Origin of the sequence: Stenotrophomonas maltophilia group sp. Smal13 (assembly GCF_030236855.1) — a bacterium.
In the GTDB taxonomy this organism is placed as follows: domain Bacteria; phylum Pseudomonadota; class Gammaproteobacteria; order Xanthomonadales; family Xanthomonadaceae; genus Stenotrophomonas; species Stenotrophomonas maltophilia_A.
Genome location: NZ_JASJSQ010000018.1, coordinates 1 through 17,312 on the forward strand (window position 1 = coordinate 1; position 17,312 = coordinate 17,312).

Below are 17,312 nucleotides of genomic sequence, written 5' to 3' on the forward strand. Positions count from 1 at the left end.
TGGATGCGGCGACCGAGCTTACATGGACGTACTTGCAGCGCCCCCTGCGCAGCTCACCCGCCCGGCCCACCTCGCCGACCCGCAGTCGAGCAAGCTCGACTCTACGCAGTATACCCAGCCACGAGGGGCTGCGCCGTTGGCCGGAAACTCAGTACCGCTTGATCCCCGGCACCGTGCAGCCTTCCAGCTGCGCATGCGCGGACACCGCGTTCTCCTTCTCGCCGCGCGCCAGACGCGACTGCTCGATCGTCGCCCAGTGCCGGCGGCACAGCGGCCCGGTCTTCGAGCCCAGATCCACCGCCTTGCGCGCGAACGTCTCAGCCTGTGCCCATTGGCCCTGCAACAGCGCCAGCTCGGCACGCTCCTGCAGCACCGCCGGGTCACCGGCCACGATTTCCAGCGCGTGGTCCAGGCTGCTGGCGGCACCGGCCAGGTCGTTGGCCTGGCGCTGCGTCTGTGCGGTCACCCGCAGGTCTTCCACCTGCGAATCACGCAGCGGCTGCACCGACAGCTCCTTGTCGTCCGGACCTGCGGCCGCATCCACCGCAGCCAGGCGCTGTGCCGGCGTGGTGGTATCAACCGGCGGCTTGGCCACCGGCGGTGCGCTGCTGACGCAGGCGGCCAGGGCCAGGCTGAGGCCGGTCAGGGCCAGGGGCTGCAGCAGGGATCGCATGTTCATCGGCATCATCGGCTCGGGGGAGGAGTGGCGGCGGCGGGCGCCGCAGCAGGTTCAGCAGGCGGCTCAGGCTTGCGGTCCAGGCCGAACCAGCTACGCCAGCCACCGCCCTCGCCTTCTGCACCCTGCCCGTCCGGCGACACCGCCGGCGCACACGGTGCATAGGCCGGCGCGTAGCCCACCACGAACGGGAAACGACGCGCGCCCGGGCAGCCTTCATCCGTGCTGTTGAGTCCGGTCGGCGCCACCGACTGCCAGTCCAGGCCCTTGTTGCTGACCCGCAGCGGCGCACTCGGCAGGCGCTGGAATATGCCCGACCACACCCGCATCGCACCGGTGGCACCGTACAGGCCGGCCTGCTCGTTCTGGTCGTTGCCGATCCAGATCACCGCCAGATGATCGCCGGTGTAACCGGCGTACCAACTGTCACGGCCATCGTTGGTGGTACCGGTCTTGCCGGCCGGCTGCAGGCGGCCGAGGCCATCGGCGTTGAGCCGCTGCGCGGTGCCGCTGGCAACCACCTGCTGCAGGCCGACACTGATCAGGTTGGCGGCAATCGAGTCGCCTTCCTGGGCCGGTGCCGGGGTCTTGTCGTAACGCTTGAGCAGCTTGCCCTGCGGATCGAGCACGCCACGCACCGCATGCAGCGGCTGGATTTCGCCACCGGACGCGAGGAACTGGTACAGCTGGGCCATCGCGTACGGGCTCTGGTCGGTCGAACCGAGAATCACCGCCGGATTCGCCTCGGCCTTGATGCCGGCCAGCACGTGGATCAGCTGGGTCACGCGCTCGGGGCCGACCTGCATGCCCACGCGCACCGTGGCCTGGTTGTAGGAATGCGCCAGCGCGTCGATCAGGCGCACGGTGCCGTGGCTGCGGTTGTCGGCATTGCCGGGATTCCAGTTGCGGCCGCGGCCGAGCTGCACGGTCACCGGTGAATCGTCGACCCAGCTGGCCAGCGAGTAGCGGTCCGGCTGCGCCAACGCGAGCAGGTACACGAACGGCTTCAGCAACGAGCCGACCGGGCGCTGTGCTTCGATCGCACGGTTGAAGCCGACCTCGGACACTTCACGGCTGCCGATCACCGCCAGCACGTCACCGTTGTGCACGTCGGTCAGCACCATGCCGGCCTGCAGTTCGGGGCGACGCTTGCTCTCCAGCGACTTGATGGTGCGGGTCACCGCGCCTTCGGCATAGGCCTGCGCGGACGGCGACATACCGGTCATCACGCTCAGGCCGGCGCCCTGCAGGGCAGATTCCGGATAGTCGTGACCCAGTTGGCGGCGGACCAGATCGACATAGGCGGGGAAGCGGTTGGCGGCAACCAGGCCCGGCGTCTTGGGCACGCCCAGCGGGGCCTTCAACGCACGCTGGTACTCGGCGTCATCGATCAGCGTCGCTTCGTGCAGTTTGCCCAGCACGAAGTTGCGGCGATCCAGCGCGCGTTCCGGATTGCGCCGCGGGTCGTAGAAGGACGGGCCCTTGACCAGGCCGATCAGCAGCGCGATCTGCTCGGTCTCCAGCGACTGCAGGTCGCGACCGAACCAGAACTCGGCGCCAGAGGACATGCCATGGATCGCCTGGCTGCCACGCTGGCCCAGATACACCTGGTTGAGGTAGGCCTCGAAGATGGTGCGCTTGTCGTAGCGCGCTTCCATGATCAGCGCGTAGAGCACTTCGTTGAATTTGCGGGTAACCGTCTGCTCCTTGCCGATGCCGAGCAGGCCGCTGCGGGCCAGCTGCTGGGTCAGCGTAGAGGCGCCCTGGCGGCTCTGGCCACCGGAGCGGATGGTTACCCACACCGCGCGCGCGATGCCGGACAGGTCGATGCCGTGGTGGCGGTTGAAGTCCTTGTCCTCCACCGCCTGCAGGCCGGTCACCAGCAGGTCCGGCGCCTCGTCCATGCGGATCAGGCGGCGTTCTTCCTGCTTCTGGCCGTACAGGGTGGCGATGCGGGCCGGGTCCAACCGCGCGGCCTTCAAGGCCTTGCGGTTGTCGGCGTCGCGCAGCGAGGCGACCGCACCATCGGCCAGTGACAACTCGAGCCGGCGCGGGGCAACCCGGCCATCGACGTCGTTGTAGCCGCGGCTGGAGATGACGAAGCGCCCGCCGTTCACCGCATAGGTGGCCGGCTCCTTGCCCTGGCCGTCATCGCGGTAGGCGGAGGCGGCCAGCTCGGTCTTCAGCGTGGACGCATCCATCGCCTTGCCGGGGGTGAGCACCAGCGGGCGCGCGTAGACGCGCGTCGGGATCTGCCAGCGCAGCTCGCCGAAACGCTGGGTCACCTGCTGGTTCAGGTACAGCGTATAGGGAATGAGGAAACCCAATCCCAACGCGACCGCAGCCATGCTCCAGGTGATCAGCCGGCGCCGCCACAGCGGGCCGTTGTCCTGCTGGTCGTCGTCGTCGAAATCGTCGATGTCGTCGGAATCGTAGCGTCGGGGCACGGGAATGCGAGAATGTAGGGTCTGGCGAGTCTACCCCAGCCGCTGCGGCTGGCGAATTCTCCCGGGTTCCCCTGCTTAAGCTGGAGTTGCAACCGGATGGCGATGTCCCTGGCCGAGATCCGATACCTGATCAACCGCCTCACGGGCCTGGCCCGCCGGAGCCTGGCCAGCCTGCGTACCCGTGGGTGGCGGGCGACCTGGCAGCGCATCCGCGTGCATACCCAGCGCGCCGTTCCTGCGCCGCGAACGCCGCTGTTCCTGCCGCCGGCACAGGATTTCGCCCCCTTCACGGTGCCGTTCAGCGAAACGCCGGAAGTGAGTATCGTCATCCCGGTCTACAACCACGTCGGCCATACCCTGGCCTGCCTGCGCGCCCTGGCGGCACATCCGCCGCTGGCGGCGTGCGAGATCCTGGTCGTGGATGACGGCAGCAGCGACGCCACCGTGCAGTGGATGCCGCAGGTCGCCGGACTGCGCTATGAGGTGCGCGAGCACAACGGCGGCTTCATCGAGGCCTGCAACGATGGCGTGTCGCGCGCACGCGGCCGCTATGTGGTGCTGCTCAACAACGATACGGTGCCACAGCCGGACTGGCTGGATGCCCTGCTGGACACGTTCGCCAGCACACCCGACGCCGGCCTGGTCGGCAGCCAGCTGCTGTACCCGGATGGCCGCCTGCAGGAATCAGGGGGTGTGATCTTCGCTAACGGCAGCGGCTGGAGCTACGGCCGTTTCGAGGCGGCGGACGACCCACGCTTTGCCAGCCTGCGCGACGTCGACTACTGCTCCGGCGCGGCGCTGATGCTGCCGCGCGCCCTCTGGCAGCAGCTGGGCGGCTTCGATACCCGTTACAAGCCGGCGTACTACGAGGACACCGACCTGGCCTTCCGCGTTCGCGCCCAGGGCCTGCGTGTGCTGGTGCAACCAGCCAGCCGGGTGATCCACGATGAAGGCACCAGCAACGGCACCGATACCGGCAGCGGGGTGAAGGCCTACCAGGTGCGCAACCAGGCCATCTTCGCCGCCCGCTGGGCCACCGAGCTGGCCCGCCATCCGGCGGTGGGCGAAGTGCCGTCACCCGCGCTGCTGCTGCGTGGCCGACGCCAGGTGTTGATCCTGGACGAGGAAGTACCCCAACCGGATCGCGATTCGGCGTCACTGCGCCAGGTGAACCTGATCCGCCTGCTGCTGCAGGGCGGCGCTCATGTGGTGTTTGTTCCCACCCGCCGCGAACATGGCGGTGCCGCCACCGAAGCACTGCAGCGGATGGGCGTGGAAGTCTGGTATGCGCCGTTCCTCGATGGCGTCGCCAGCTGGCTGCGAACGCACGGTACGCGTTTCCACGTCGCGCTGCTGGTCCGCCACCATGTCGCCCACGAGTGCCTGCCGCTGCTGAAGCGCTATGCGCCGCAGGCCCGCACCGTGTTCGACACCGTGGACCTGCACTACCTGCGCGAACGTCGTGGTGCCGAAGTCGCCGGTGATGCCGGGTTGCTGCGCGCCGCCGAGCGCACCCGCGCCAGCGAGCTGGCGGTGATGGAGCAGTGCGACGTCACCGTGCTGGTCAGTGCCGCCGAGCGCGAGCAGCTGCAGGCCGACGCCCCTTCCGTGCAGGTGGAGCTGATCTCCAACCTGCACGACGTCGCCGGCGCCGGCAAACCGTTCGAACAGCGCCATGATCTGGTGTTTGTCGGCGGCTTCCGCCATCCGCCGAACCTGGATGCCATGGAGTGGTTCATCGGCGAAGTCTTTGCCGGCATCCGCGCCCGCCTGCCCGAGGTACACCTGCACTGCATCGGTGCCGCCACACCGGAATCGCTGCTGGCATTGGCCGCACGCCAACCCGGCGTGCAGATGCACGGTTTCGTCGAGGACATCACGCCCTACATGGACGGCGCACGCATTTCCATCGCGCCGCTGCGCTTCGGCGCCGGCGTGAAGGGCAAGATCAACCTGAGCATGGCCCATGGCCAGCCGGTGGTAGGTACCACCTGCGCCGTGGAAGGAATGCACCTGCACCCGGGCCAGGACGTGCTGGTGGCGGATGATGCGGCGGGCTTCGCCGATGCGGTGGTCCGCCTGTACCAGGATCCGCAGCTGTGGCAGCAGTTGTCCGACGCCGGCCTGGCCAACATCGCAGAGCACTTCTCCCTCGACGCTGCCCGCGCGACCGTGCAGCGGGTGTTCTTCACCTAATCCGGGCGACCGCCGGCGCGGCGCAGGCGGTCTTCGAACGCCGGCAGCTCGGCCAGGTCCGGTTGTAGCAACCGGGCCTGTTCGGCGGCGTGTGCCGCGAAAGCCAGATCGCCGTTGCCGAGCCGTTCGCTGCCGATCGCCAGCCAGCGCTGGGCCAGGCGCAGGCGTGCCGAGGGAAGCCCGGCCGCGGTCGGCGACAGAGTCTGCCACGCCTGCAGGCAGGCACCGGCCGCCTGCACGCGATTCTGCCGCAGGTTGTCGTCGAAGCAGCGGCGACTGGCGGGCAGCAGCCGCGCTGCGGCAGCCTTCACCCGTGCATCGCGTGGCGCCAGTGACTGTGCTTCGCGCAACGCGTCGAACGCACTGTGGCCGGGGGGGCTGATCCATTGCCCGGCACGTTCGGCGCGCTCGATCCTGCGCAGGTGGTCGCGCAGTTGGCGCTCGCGCTGCGTGTTGCTGACCGCCGGCTGCTGCAGCGCCTTCTGCGCCTGTTGGGCGCGCTGCAGGCGTTGCGCGAGCTGCTGTTGCGCCGCCGGCGAAGCACCCAGTTCCGCTGCCAGTGCGGCATCGGCCTGCGCCGCTTCGAACTGGAAATCGTCGGCCTGCTTCTGGCTGCGTGCCAGCACCGCCTGCAAGGTCTGTTCGCGGCCGCGCTGGGCACTGGAATCATCAACCGCCACTGCCAGCACGGCGAGGAATCCCTTCGCTGCGGATTCCAGCTGCCGACGCTGCAAGGCGCGCTGGGCCTGGCGCAGGCGCTGGTCGACGGCCTGTGCCAATGCTTCCTGGCTGGCGGGCAGATCGGCGTGGCCGGCATCGAACTGGCGCGCACGCTGCAGTATCGCGGCTGCCTCGGCCAGCTCGCCGCGTCCGGCCAGGATGCGGGCCTGCTGCAGCAGATCGCTCAGTGCGTCCTCGCGACCTTCCAGCGCCGGCAGATTGTCCGGCTGCAGTACCAGGATGCGCTGGAACAGGGGCAGCGCGCTGCTGTCACCGTCGTCCAGCCGGCCCGCTGCAAAGGCGTTGCGCGCCTGCGCCAGCAGTGCACCGATGCCGGCGCCTGCGCTGCGCCGGGCCTGCAGCTGGCGTGCCACGGCGTCCGCATCGCCCTGCGGCACCTGCAGTTCCCGGGCCAATGCCAGCGCCTGCGCGCTGCCTTCGAGGTCGTTGGCCTGCAGTTTTTCGCTGGCCTGCTGCAGGGCCGCGGCGCCGGTACGGGCCAGCCCCTCACGGGCCTGCGGACGATCACCATCCAGCGCCAGCACGGCCTGGTAGCGCTCACGCGCACCACTGCCATCGGCGGCACTCAGCCGCCCGGCCGCCAGTGCGCGATCGCCTTCGGCCAGCAACTGTTCAATCTGAGGCTCATCCCAGAACCAGTCGGCCAGCGGCTTGCGCAGCAGCACCAGCAGCACGAACACCGCCAGCGCCGCGACCAGCGCCCAGCGCCACACCCGGCGCGCGTGACGTGCCTGCAGCCACCACCAACGGCCTTCGCGGCGGACGCGGTCCAGCGCAGGATGTTCAGCGCCATGCGGGCGATGCGGAGGCTCGCGTTCCATGCGTGCAGGGTAGCCGGGGCAGCGTGAAGCTCAGCCGAGGCGACGCGCCTCGCTCACGCCGGGCAGCGCATCCAGCTTGCCCAGCAGGGTCGACAGCTGGCCGTAGTCGCTCACCTTCAGGCGCAGGCGCAGGTGGGCACGGCCACTGTTGCGCACGTTGTCACTGTGGATGTCGAGCACGTAGGCGTCTTCCTGGGCGATCAGGTTGGTGATGTCCTTCAGCAGCCAGCGGCGGTCGACTGCAGTGACCACCACGTCCACTTCGTAGCCGCCACCGGCCTGGCCCCACTCCACAGGCAGGATGCGCTGCGGGCTGGTGGCTGCCAGCCGGGCCAGCGCGGCACAGTCTGCACGATGCACGGTGACACCCCGGCTACGGGTCAGGTAGCCGACGATCGGTTCACCGGCCACTGGCTGGCAGCAACGCGCCAGCTGCACCAGCAGGTTGCCCACGCCCTGCACGGTGAACTTGGACTTGCCCAGGTTCTCGCGGCGCGCGGTCGGCCGCGGCAGGGCTGGCGCGGGCGCCGGCTGGCTCGCTGCACGTTCGGCTTCCAGCAGGGTACGACTGACCTGGTTCGGGCCGGTGTCACCGAGCGCCACCTGGATGTAGAGGTCGTCAACGCTGTCGGCATGGAACTTCTTCGCCGCCACCGCCAGATCAGAATGCTGCAGGCCCAGACGCTTCAGCTCGCGCTCGAGCAGTTCGCGCCCGGCCTGCACGTTGCGCGCGCGGTCCAGCTTGTGGAACCAGCTGCGTACTTTTTCGCGCGAGCGGTTGCTGGCCAGGAAGCCGTTGGCCGGCATCAGCCAGTCGCGGCGCGGATCGGCCTCCTTGCCGGTCAGGATCTCGACGCGGTCGCCGCTGCGCAGGCGGTAGGTCAGCGGCACGATACGGCCATTGACCTTCGCACCACGGCAGCGGTGGCCCACCATCGTGTGCACCTGGTAGGCGAAATCGAGCGGCGTGGCGCCCTGCGGCAGGTCCAGCACCTCGTCCTTCGGGCTCAGTGCATAGACCCGGTCCTCGGTCAGCTCGGCATCGAGCGCCCCGGCCAGTTCATTGCCCTGCCCATCCTGCGCCTGCTCCAGCAGCTGGCGCATCCAGGTGATCTTGCGGTCGAAGGACTTCTCCGCGCCCTTGCCGCCTTCCTTGTACTTCCAGTGCGCGGCCACGCCCAGCTCGGCCTGCGAATGCATCTCGTGGGTACGGATCTGCACTTCGATGGTGCGCCCTTCCGGGCCGACCACGGCGGTATGCAGCGAGCGATAGTCGTTGGCCTTGGGCCGGGCGATGTAGTCGTCGAACTCGCTGGGCACCGGCGCCCACAGTGCATGCACCACGCCCAGCGCGGCGTAGCAGGCGGCGACATCGTCGACCATGACGCGCACCGCACGAATGTCGTACAGCTGGTCGAACGCCAGCCGCTTCTTCTGCATCTTCCGCCAGATGCTGTAGATGTGCTTCGGGCGGCCACTGACCTCGGCCTTGATGCCCTGCGCGACCAGTTCGCGCGACAGCACCTTCTTGACGTTCTCGACGTAACGCTCGCGGGCGATGCGGGTTTCGTCCACCTCCCGCGCAATGCGCCGGTAGGTCTCCGGTTCCAGGTGGCGGAACGCCAGGTCCTCCAGCTCCCACTTCAGCTGCCAGATGCCCAGACGGTTGGCCAACGGCGCATGGATGTCGCGGGTCAGCTGCGCCAGCGCGCGGCGTTGCTCGTCGTCCAGCTTGTCGGCCGCGCGCATGCGCGCCAGCTGCCGCGCCAGCAGGATGGGCACCACGCGCAGGTCACGGATGATCGCCAGCAGCAGGCGGCGCAGGCCCTCGCTGTTGCGCCCTGCCTCACGTCCGGCATGCAGTGCCCAGACCGGGTCGGCCGCATCCTGGCCATCCAGCAGGCCGATCACTGCGGCCTTGTGGTTGCCCAGCGGCAGTTGCTCCAGGCTGGCGCGCAGGCCGGGCAGATCGAACAGCAGGGCCGCGACCACCGCGCCTTCGTCGGCCGAGAGCATCGCCAGTGCGTCGAGGGTGTCGCCCAGCACCGACCAGCTGGCGCGCATCTGGTGATCGCAGTCCGGTGCTTCCCAGTGCCCGCGCAGGGCCTGGCGCAGCGGAGCAGGCAGCACGGCTGCCGAGGGGCGGTTCAACAAGGCATCCAGGCCGGGGACGGAAGCGCGGTTCACAGCATCGAGCAGGCAAGACAGAGGCCCCTACACTAGCGCCGGCGCCGTTCAGGGACAATCACCGCGGCCACCATCACCCGGCATGAAGACATGCCGCTACACTCGCGGGCAAACCCAGGAGAGTCCCGACATGTCCTCGATCGTCCCGCGTTTCCGCCTACGGCTGCTGGCCTGTGCCGCACTGTTGCTGTCCCTGTCGGCGCCTGCGCTGGCCCAGCGCGTGGTGGAGGGTGACCTGCAGCAGCAGATGTCACCGGCCGAGTTCAAGGCGGCCGGCCTGGACAAGCTCAACGCGCAGGAACTGGCCACGCTGAACCGCTGGCTGCAGGGCAAGGTCGAAGCGGCCACCACCCAGGCGGTTGCGGCCGTACGGGAAACGGCGCGCGAGGAAGGCCGTCAGGAAGTGATCGTGAAGAATCGCGGCTTCTTCGATTTCGGCAGCAGCGAGCCGATCACCGGCGTGCTGCAGGGCGAGTTCCGCGGCTTCGGCAAGGGCCGCGTCTACGTGCTGGACAACGGCCAGGAATGGGAGCAGACCGATGCAAGCACCCTGGCCGGTGTGCGCAAGCAGTCCCCCGCCGTCAGCATCAAGCCCGGTGTGATGGGCGTGTGGTACCTGAAGGTCGACGGCGTGAACACCCAGCCGAAGGTGCGCCGAACCAAGTAACGCCGTGACCTTGCTGCAGAGCCGAGCGTGGGCTCGGCTCGGCTCTGCAGCAACGACGTCACGCCTGGCGCAATGCGGTCACCCGCTGCGCCAGCTTCTTCGCCGAGATGCCGGTGCGCGCACCCAGCTCCTGCGCGAACAGTGACACCCGCAGCTCTTCCAGATCCCAGCGCAGCGCCTGCCATTGCGGGCGCTCGCGCAGTCCCTGCTGCTCCCCCGCTTCCAGCGCTTCCAGGAACGGATGCAGTTCCAGCATGCGTGCCTGGTCACGTGGCGGATCACGCTTGGCACGCTCGGTGCGCAGGATCATCGCCTTCAGATAGCGCGGGTACTGCGCCAGCGCGTCGGCCGGCGTGTCGCGCAGGAAGCCGGGATGGATCAGCCCGACCAGCTGCGCTTCCATGTCGTCCAGATTGCCGCGTGCCCAGCCCATCAACGGTGCTTCCAGCATCGGCTTCAGTTCCGCCACCAGCGCCAGGATGGTCTCGGCCAGTTTCAGCCGCGACATGGCCTCGCCGAACAACGCCTTGGCCGCATGCTCACGTCGCTGTTCGAAGGCCGCCGCATCGCGGATGTCTTCCAGGCCCTCGGCCAGCACCGCGTTCATCGCCGCATCGACCAGGTCGCCACGCAGGCGCTCCTGCGACTCGATCGCCGCATACAACAGGCCGGTCTTGGCACCGACCGGCAGCTGCTTGCGCGCCTGCTTCACCTTCTCGGCCAGGGCAATCTCCAGCAGCCGGCGCACGCCCAGCGGATGGGCCTCCAGCGCCTGCTGGCGATCGGCGAAGATGCGCAGCGCCACGCTGTCGCCCTCGTCCAGCAGCGCCGGATAGGCCGGCACGCCCGCTTCACCGGGTACCTGCAGCGGAATCGGCGTGGCCGGGAACGTGCGCAGGCCATCGGCGGCCATCTCGCGCCCAGCGCGTGCAGCGAAGGCATCGCCGGCACGACCGCCGAATTTCGCGCGCAGTGCGTCCAGATCGCGCGAGGTCGCCAGTACCTTGCCCTGCTCGTCGCGCAGCCGCAGGTTCATGTGCAGGTGCGGTTCGATCGAACCAGGCTCGAAATCGAGCGCGGTCACCGTTGCGCCGGTCGCACGTGACAGGAAGCGCGCCAGTTCGCCGGTAATGGCATCGGCGCTGGGCTGCGGGAACGCCTCGTAGAACGCGCGGCCGAAGTCCGGTGCCGGCACGTAGTTGCGGCGCATCGCCTTGGGCAGGCTGCGGATCAGTGCCGAGGCCTTGTCGGCGACGAAACCCGGCGCCAGCCAGCCCAGTTGCACCGGGTCCAGCGCGTTGAGCAGATGCAGCGGCACATCCAGGGTGACGCCGTCGTCGTCGGCACCCGGTTCGAAGCGGTAATGCAGTGGCAGGCGCGCCTGGCCCAGCGGCAGGTACTTCGGATAGCGCTCCTGTTCGCTGCCCTCACCCGGCAACAGATCGACCAGGGACCAGTGCAGGGTCTTGCGCTGTTCCGGTGCCAGCCCCTTCCACCAGGTGTCCAGACCCGCCGCCGAATGGATCTGTGGCGGCACCCGGTCCAGGTACCAGCGCGCCTGCCAGTCCTCGTCGGCCACGATGCCGGCGCGGCGCAGCTTGGCTTCTTCCTCGCGGGCGACCTCCAGCACTTTCTGGTTGTCGGCCACGAAGCTGGCGCGGGTGTTGATCTCGCCGGTCACCAGTGCCTGGCGCACGAAGATGTCGTGCGCTTCGCCCGGCGCGATGCGGCCGTAGTGCACCGGCTTCTTCGGCGCCAGCACCAGGCCGAACAGGCTGATCTGCTCGGAGGCCAGCACCTGGCCCTGTGCGCGCGACCAGTGCGGGTCGAAGTGCTTGCGCAGCAGCAGGTGCGGCAGTTCGGCGATGACCCAGTCCGGCTCGATCGCCGCCAGGGTCATGCCCCACACCTTCTGCGTATCCAGCAGATTGGCCACCAGCAGCCATGGCGGCGGACGCTTGGACAGGGCCGAGCCCGGGAACGGCAGGAAGCGGCGCTGGCGCGGCGCCTGGAAGTCACCCTTCTCGGTGCGGTGGCCGATCTGCGTCGGCAGGCCCGCCACCAGCGCCCGGTGCAGGGTCTGGTACGCAGCGGCACGCACGCGTTCGCTGAAACCGCCGCCCACCGGCGCCTGTTCCTTCTGCGCACGCACGGGCACCGGCGCCGGGGCCGCCTCGGCCTTGCCTTCGCGGGCCAGGCGCGCGGCACGGTGCAGCTGGCCACGGGTGGCCTTCACTGCAGCGGCGTCATCGCGCGCCGGAGCCGGTGCACTGCTGCCGGCCAGCAGCGGTGCCATCGAGGCCTCGTTGGCTTCTTCCTTCCAGCCCAGTTCCTCGCACAGCAGGCGCAGTTGGCGATGCAGCTCGCGCCACTCGCGCATGCGCAGGAAGCCAAGGAAGTGGCGGCCGCACCAGTCACGCAGCTTGGACTGGGTCAGGTCTTCGTGAGCCTGCCGATAGGCATCCCACAGGCGCAGCACGCCGACGAATTCGGACCGCCCATCGGCGAACTGCGCATGCGCGCTGTCGGCTGCGCCACGCGCTTCGGGCGGGCGTTCGCGCGGGTCCTGGATGCCCAGGAACGAGGCGATCACCAACATCGGCCGCAGGCAGCCGGCAGCCTGCGCGGCGACCAGCATGCGCGCCAGCTTCACGTCCACCGGCAGGCGTGCCATCTGCTTGCCGATGGTGGTCATGCGCCGCTCGGCGTCGATCGCGCCCAGTTCGGTCAGCTGCTGCCAGCCATCGGCCACCGCACGCTCGTCCGGCGCTTCCAGGAACGGGAACTCTTCGATGCGGCCCAGGCCCAGCTGCAGCATGCGCAGGATCACCCCGGCCAGGCTGGAGCGGCGGATTTCCGGATCGGTGAACTCGGGCCGCGCCTGGAAATCGGCCTCGGCATACAGGCGGTAGCAGATGCCCTCGGCGATACGGCCGCAGCGGCCCTTGCGCTGGTTGGCGCTGGCCTGCGAGATCGGCTCGATGTGCAGGCGGTCCAGCTTGTTGCGCGGGCTGTAGCGCTTGACGCGGGCAAAGCCCGGATCGACCACGTAGCGGATGCGCGGCACCGTCAGCGAGGTTTCCGCCACGTTGGTGGCCAGCACGATGCGCCGGTTCGGCCCGGGGTTGAACACCCGGTCCTGGTCCTGGTTGGACAGGCGCGCGTACAGCGGCAGCACCTCGGTATTGCGGTACTTGCGGCGCTCCAGCGACTGGTGCGCATCGCGGATCTCGCGTTCGCCGGGCAGGAAGATCAGCACGTCGCCGCGCGCATCCAGGCGGGTGATCTCGTCGATGGCCGACACGATGGCGTCGTTGACGGTGCGTTCGCCCTGGTCTTCGCCCTCGCCTTCCAGCGCGCGATAGCGCACTTCCACCGGGTAGGTGCGGCCTTCGACGCTGATCACCGGCGCATTGTCGAAATGCTGGGCGAAGCGTTCGGTGTCGATGGTGGCCGAAGTGACGATCAGCTTCAGGTCCGGGCGCTTGCGCAGCAGCTGCTTCAGGTAGCCCAGCAGGAAGTCGATGTTGAGGCTGCGTTCGTGCGCCTCGTCGACGATGATCGTGTCGTAGTTCGACAACCAGCGGTCACTGGCGATTTCCGCCAGCAGGATGCCGTCGGTCATGAACTTGATGCGGCTGTCTTCGCTGACCTTGTCGTTGAAGCGCACCTGGTAGCCGACCAGCTGGCCCAGTTCGCTCTGCAGTTCCTGCGCCACGCGGCTGGCCACCGCACGTGCAGCAATCCGTCGCGGCTGGGTGCAGCCGATCATGCCGGCCTGGCCACGGCCTGCGGCCAGGCACAGTTTCGGCAGCTGGGTGGTCTTGCCCGAGCCGGTTTCACCAGCGATCACCACGACCTGGTGGTCGCGGATCAGCCCGATGATGGCGTCGGCTTCACGCGCAATCGGCAGCTGCGGGTCCAGAGTAATGGACGGCTGCTGCTGCGCCCGTGTCATCCGGCGCTGCACCGACGCCTGCAAGGCCTGCTCGAAAGTGGCGGCCAGTGCCGCATCCTGTGGCTTGGCCTGGCAACGCGAGAGCATCCCCAGCAAACGGCCCCGGTCGCGGCTCATGGCGCCGTCGATGGCGGCGCGCTGTTGGCGCAGGCGGGGCGATGGATTTTTATCGATAGAGTTCATCAATCGGTTCGTTCAAAACTTTGAAAGCGACCAGTCATCACGACCGGTTTATTGTGAAGGCCAACGATTCCACAAGGAGGAACCCCATGGCGAAGACCAAGAGCACGACCAAGGCCAAGACCGGCAAGCAGAAGCTTGCAGCGGCGGCACCGTCGGCGCCGAACATCGATATCGGGATCACCCAGGGCGACCGCAAGAAGATCGCCGACGGTCTGTCGCGCTTCCAGGCCGATGCGTTCACGCTCTACCTGAAGACGCACAACTTCCACTGGAATGTGACCGGGTCGATGTTCAACTCGCTGCACACCATGTTCGAGACGCAGTACACCGAGCAGTGGGCGGCACTGGACGACGTGGCCGAGCGCATCCGCGCGCTGGGCTTCAATGCCCCGGGCTCCTACCGGGAATTCGCTGCGCTGACCTCGATCGCCGAGGAACCGGGCCTGACCGACAGTGCGGACTGGCGTGAAATGGTACGCCAGTTGGTGGTCGCCAACGAAGCGGTCTGCCGTACGGCACGTGAAGTGCTGGACGTGGCGGCCAAGGGTGACGACGCCCCGACCGAGGATCTGATGACCCAGCGCCTGCAGACCCACGAAAAGTACGCCTGGATGCTGCGCTCGCTGCTCCAGTAAGAGTTTGGGGGCCCGGCAGGGCTGCGCCCTGCACCCGCAGAGGCCTTGAAGCCAAGGCCAGAGCCAGAGCAGAAGCTGGCTATCTGTGGGTTGGCGGGGTGGGTCCGGTTGCGGGGGACGCCGTAAATCCATCCATGGCGCTCACGCCCCCCGCAACCGGACACCCCCCGCCTTCGACAGTTTTTCGCGATCTGCCGGGACAGCGTCCGCTCTGGTAGGTGTCGACCTTGGTCGACACGGATGAATTCACTCGATATCTGACAGATGTGTCGACCAAGGTCGACACCTACCAACAGCCGCGTGAACCTGTCGAATGCGGGGCGGTGTCGGATTGCGGGGTGTCAGCCGCATGGATGCGGCTGCCAAGCCTACACGGACGTACTTGCGGCGTCCCCGCAATCCGACACCGCCCCGCCAAACCACGGATCGCCCCAGAGCCGGCTGTTGCCTTTGACGTTGCTCTGGCTTCTAGCAGGTGCAGGGCGCAGCCCTGCCGCCGCCTCCGGGAGGTAAACTAGCCGGATGGCTTCCCGTCCCGCGCACGACCTGCTCCAACGCGTCTTTGGTTACGACGATTTCCGTGGTCCCCAGCAGGACATCGTGGAGCATGTGGCTGCCGGTCACGATGCCCTGGTGCTGATGCCCACCGGCGGCGGCAAGTCGCTGTGCTACCAGGTTCCGGCCCTGCTGCGTGACGGTTGCGGCATTGTCATCTCGCCGCTGATCGCGCTGATGCAGGACCAGGTCGAAGCCCTGCGCCAGCTCGGCGTGCGTGCCGAGTACCTGAACTCGACCCTGGACGCCGAGACCGCCGGCCGCGTCGAGCGCGAACTGCTCGCGGGCGAGCTGGACATGCTCTATGTCGCCCCCGAGCGCCTGCTGACCGGCCGCTTCCTGTCGCTGCTGTCGCGCAGCCGCATCGCCCTGTTCGCCATCGACGAAGCGCACTGCGTGTCGCAGTGGGGCCACGACTTCCGCCCGGAATACCGCCAGCTGACCGTGCTGCACGAGCGCTGGCCACAGATCCCGCGGATCGCGCTCACCGCCACCGCCGATCCGCCAACCCAGCGCGAGATCGCCGAGCGGCTGGACCTGCAGGAAGCACGCCACTTCGTCAGCTCCTTCGACCGCCCCAACATCCGCTACACCGTGGTGCAGAAGGACAACGCCCGCAAGCAGCTGACCGATTTCCTGCGCGGCCACCGCGGCGAGGCCGGCATCGTCTACTGCATGTCGCGGCGCAAGGTCGAAGAGACCGCCGAATTCCTCTGCGGACAGGGCTTCAATGCCCTGCCCTACCATGCCGGCCTGCCGCCGGACGTGCGCGCGAACAACCAGCGCCGCTTCCTGCGCGAGGATGGCATCGTGATGTGCGCCACCATCGCCTTCGGCATGGGCATCGACAAGCCGGACGTGCGCTTCGTCGCGCATACCGACCTGCCCAAGTCGATGGAAGGCTACTACCAGGAAACCGGCCGCGCCGGCCGTGATGGCGAAGCCGCCGAGGCCTGGCTGTGCTACGGCCTGGGCGACGTGGTGCTGCTCAAGCAGATGATCGAGCAGTCCGAAGCCGGCGAAGAGCGCAAGCAGCTGGAGCGATCCAAGCTCGACCACCTGCTAGGCTACTGCGAATCCATGCAGTGCCGCCGCCAGGTGCTGCTGGCCGGTTTCGGCGAGACCTATCCCCAGCCCTGCGGCAACTGCGACAACTGCCTGACCCCGCCCGCCTCCTGGGACGCGACCATTCCGGCGCAGAAGGCGCTGAGCTGTGTCTATCGCAGCGGCCAGCGCTTCGGTGTCGGTCACCTGATCGACGTCCTGCGCGGCAGCGAGAACGAGAAGGTGAAGCAGCAGGGCCACGACAAGCTCAGCACCTATGCGATCGGCCGTGACCTGGATGCACGCACCTGGCGCAGCGTGTTCCGCCAACTGGTCGCCGCCAGCCTGCTGGAAGTGGACAGCGAGGGCCACGGTGGCCTGCGCCTGACCGATGCAAGCCGCGACGTGCTGACCGGCCGCCGCCAGATCAGCATGCGCCGCGACCCGGCCAGCAGCACCAGCGGGCGCGAGCGCAGCGCGCAGCGCACCGGCCTGTCGGTGCTGCCGCAGGATCTGGCCCTGTTCAACGCGCTGCGCGGCCTGCGTGCCGAACTGGCCCGCGAACAGAACGTGCCGGCCTTCGTGATCTTCCACGACAGCACTCTGCGCAACATCGCCGAACAGCGCCCGACCAGCCTGGACGAACTGGCCAGGGTCGGCGGCATCGGCGGCACCAAGCTGAGCCGCTACGGCCCGCGCCTGGTGGAGATCGTGCGCGAAGAAGGGTAGCGGCTCTACATTGGTGCTGCTCCAACCTTGAACCGGCCATTCAGCCGGAAGTGCATCCGCGCCCGCTTGCAGCTAGATTAGCGCCATGTCCCTGGCCTCGACCCTGCTCCGTGTCGTGCTCATGCTCAGCCTGTTGCTCAACGGGCTGAACGCGGCCATGGCCAGTGGTCACGAGGAAATGGGCCGGATGGCGCACGCCGTAGCCACTGCTGTTGACGGCGGCACCGCCGACTGCCACCACCACGCCGGCATGCAGGCCGACGAGGCTCCGCAGGCCAAGGCCCCCGCCCATGACGCTCATTGCCAGATCAAGGACTGCGTGCGCAGCTGTGCCCAGCACCCGCTGCTGGTAGTGCTGCCGTTGCCGGTCATGGCCGGCCCGGCGCTGTCGCTGGCCCCGCAGCCGATGCCGGCCAATGGCCGCCCGGCGCCGCCACTGCCGCCGATCTCGCGTCCTCCCATCGGCTGATTCC

10 protein-coding genes are annotated in these 17,312 nt (G+C 68.4%); 5 read left to right on the top strand and 5 right to left on the bottom strand.

Going from position 1 to position 17,312, the window contains the following annotated elements; all coding sequences use genetic code 11:
* Positions 1 to 148: 148 nt before the first annotated feature.
* Positions 149 to 688 (bottom strand): hypothetical protein, encoded by a 540-nt coding sequence (locus QRO95_RS08395; RefSeq protein WP_080355139.1) that lies wholly within the window; start codon positions 686 to 688, stop codon positions 149 to 151.
* The gene (gene mrcB / locus QRO95_RS08400) at positions 685 to 3,123 is read right to left on the bottom strand and encodes a penicillin-binding protein 1B (protein ID WP_032130201.1); all 2,439 of its coding nucleotides are present in this window, start codon (positions 3,121 to 3,123) and stop codon (positions 685 to 687) included. Before mrcB ends, QRO95_RS08395 begins: the two co-directional genes overlap by 4 nt.
* A gap of 96 nt (positions 3,124 to 3,219) precedes the next feature.
* On the opposite strand from mrcB, the gene QRO95_RS08405 reads away from it, so the two are divergent.
* Complete coding sequence (locus tag QRO95_RS08405; RefSeq protein ID WP_285302267.1) at positions 3,220 to 5,319, top strand: glycosyltransferase; 2,100 nt, start codon at positions 3,220 to 3,222, stop codon at positions 5,317 to 5,319.
* Here the strand turns inward: QRO95_RS08405 and QRO95_RS08410 are convergent.
* Positions 5,316 to 6,881: a hypothetical protein gene (locus QRO95_RS08410; RefSeq protein ID WP_107431691.1), complete on the bottom strand. Its 1,566-nt coding sequence runs from the start codon at positions 6,879 to 6,881 to the stop codon at positions 5,316 to 5,318. The genes QRO95_RS08405 and QRO95_RS08410 overlap by 4 nt on opposite strands.
* A 30-nt stretch (positions 6,882 to 6,911) precedes the next feature.
* Positions 6,912 to 9,068: a bifunctional (p)ppGpp synthetase/guanosine-3',5'-bis(diphosphate) 3'-pyrophosphohydrolase gene (locus tag QRO95_RS08415; protein ID WP_032130198.1), complete on the bottom strand. Its 2,157-nt coding sequence runs from the start codon at positions 9,066 to 9,068 to the stop codon at positions 6,912 to 6,914.
* Positions 9,069 to 9,198: 130 nt separating this feature from the next.
* Here QRO95_RS08415 and QRO95_RS08420 point away from each other — a divergent pair, with 130 nt between their 5' ends.
* The gene (locus tag QRO95_RS08420) at positions 9,199 to 9,735 is read left to right on the top strand and encodes a hypothetical protein (protein ID WP_032130197.1); all 537 of its coding nucleotides are present in this window, start codon (positions 9,199 to 9,201) and stop codon (positions 9,733 to 9,735) included.
* 58 nt (positions 9,736 to 9,793) lie between these two features.
* On the opposite strand, the gene hrpA is transcribed toward QRO95_RS08420, so the two are convergent.
* Positions 9,794 to 13,876, bottom strand: coding sequence for an ATP-dependent RNA helicase HrpA (hrpA, locus tag QRO95_RS08425; RefSeq protein WP_285302268.1), 4,083 nt, complete (start codon positions 13,874 to 13,876; stop codon positions 9,794 to 9,796).
* Positions 13,877 to 13,962: 86 nt separating this feature from the next.
* Between hrpA and QRO95_RS08430 the strand changes: the two genes are divergently transcribed.
* From QRO95_RS08430 to QRO95_RS08440, 3 genes are all read left to right on the top strand, one after another.
* Entirely contained in the window at positions 13,963 to 14,511 is a 549-nt protein-coding gene (locus tag QRO95_RS08430; protein ID WP_006439098.1) for a Dps family protein, read from the top strand.
* 522 nt (positions 14,512 to 15,033) lie between these two features.
* Positions 15,034 to 16,839: a DNA helicase RecQ gene (recQ, locus tag QRO95_RS08435; RefSeq protein WP_285302270.1), complete on the top strand. Its 1,806-nt coding sequence runs from the start codon at positions 15,034 to 15,036 to the stop codon at positions 16,837 to 16,839.
* An 85-nt stretch (positions 16,840 to 16,924) separates the two neighbouring features.
* A complete protein-coding gene (locus tag QRO95_RS08440; RefSeq protein ID WP_049400501.1) occupies positions 16,925 to 17,308 on the top strand; it encodes a CopL family metal-binding regulatory protein in 384 nt (127 codons plus the stop codon).
* Positions 17,309 to 17,312 lie beyond the last annotated feature (4 nt).

Coding starts and splice junctions, on each gene's coding strand:
- QRO95_RS08395 (WP_080355139.1), bottom strand. CDS start 688: ATGATGCCGATGAACATGCGATCCCTGCTGCAGCCCCTGGCCCTGACC.
- QRO95_RS08405 (WP_285302267.1), top strand. CDS start 3,220: ATGGCGATGTCCCTGGCCGAGATCCGATACCTGATCAACCGCCTCACG.
- QRO95_RS08410 (WP_107431691.1), bottom strand. CDS start 6,881: ATGGAACGCGAGCCTCCGCATCGCCCGCATGGCGCTGAACATCCTGCG.
- QRO95_RS08420 (WP_032130197.1), top strand. CDS start 9,199: ATGTCCTCGATCGTCCCGCGTTTCCGCCTACGGCTGCTGGCCTGTGCC.
- hrpA (WP_285302268.1), bottom strand. CDS start 13,876: ATGAACTCTATCGATAAAAATCCATCGCCCCGCCTGCGCCAACAGCGC.
- QRO95_RS08430 (WP_006439098.1), top strand. CDS start 13,963: ATGGCGAAGACCAAGAGCACGACCAAGGCCAAGACCGGCAAGCAGAAG.
- recQ (WP_285302270.1), top strand. CDS start 15,034: ATGGCTTCCCGTCCCGCGCACGACCTGCTCCAACGCGTCTTTGGTTAC.
- QRO95_RS08440 (WP_049400501.1), top strand. CDS start 16,925: ATGTCCCTGGCCTCGACCCTGCTCCGTGTCGTGCTCATGCTCAGCCTG.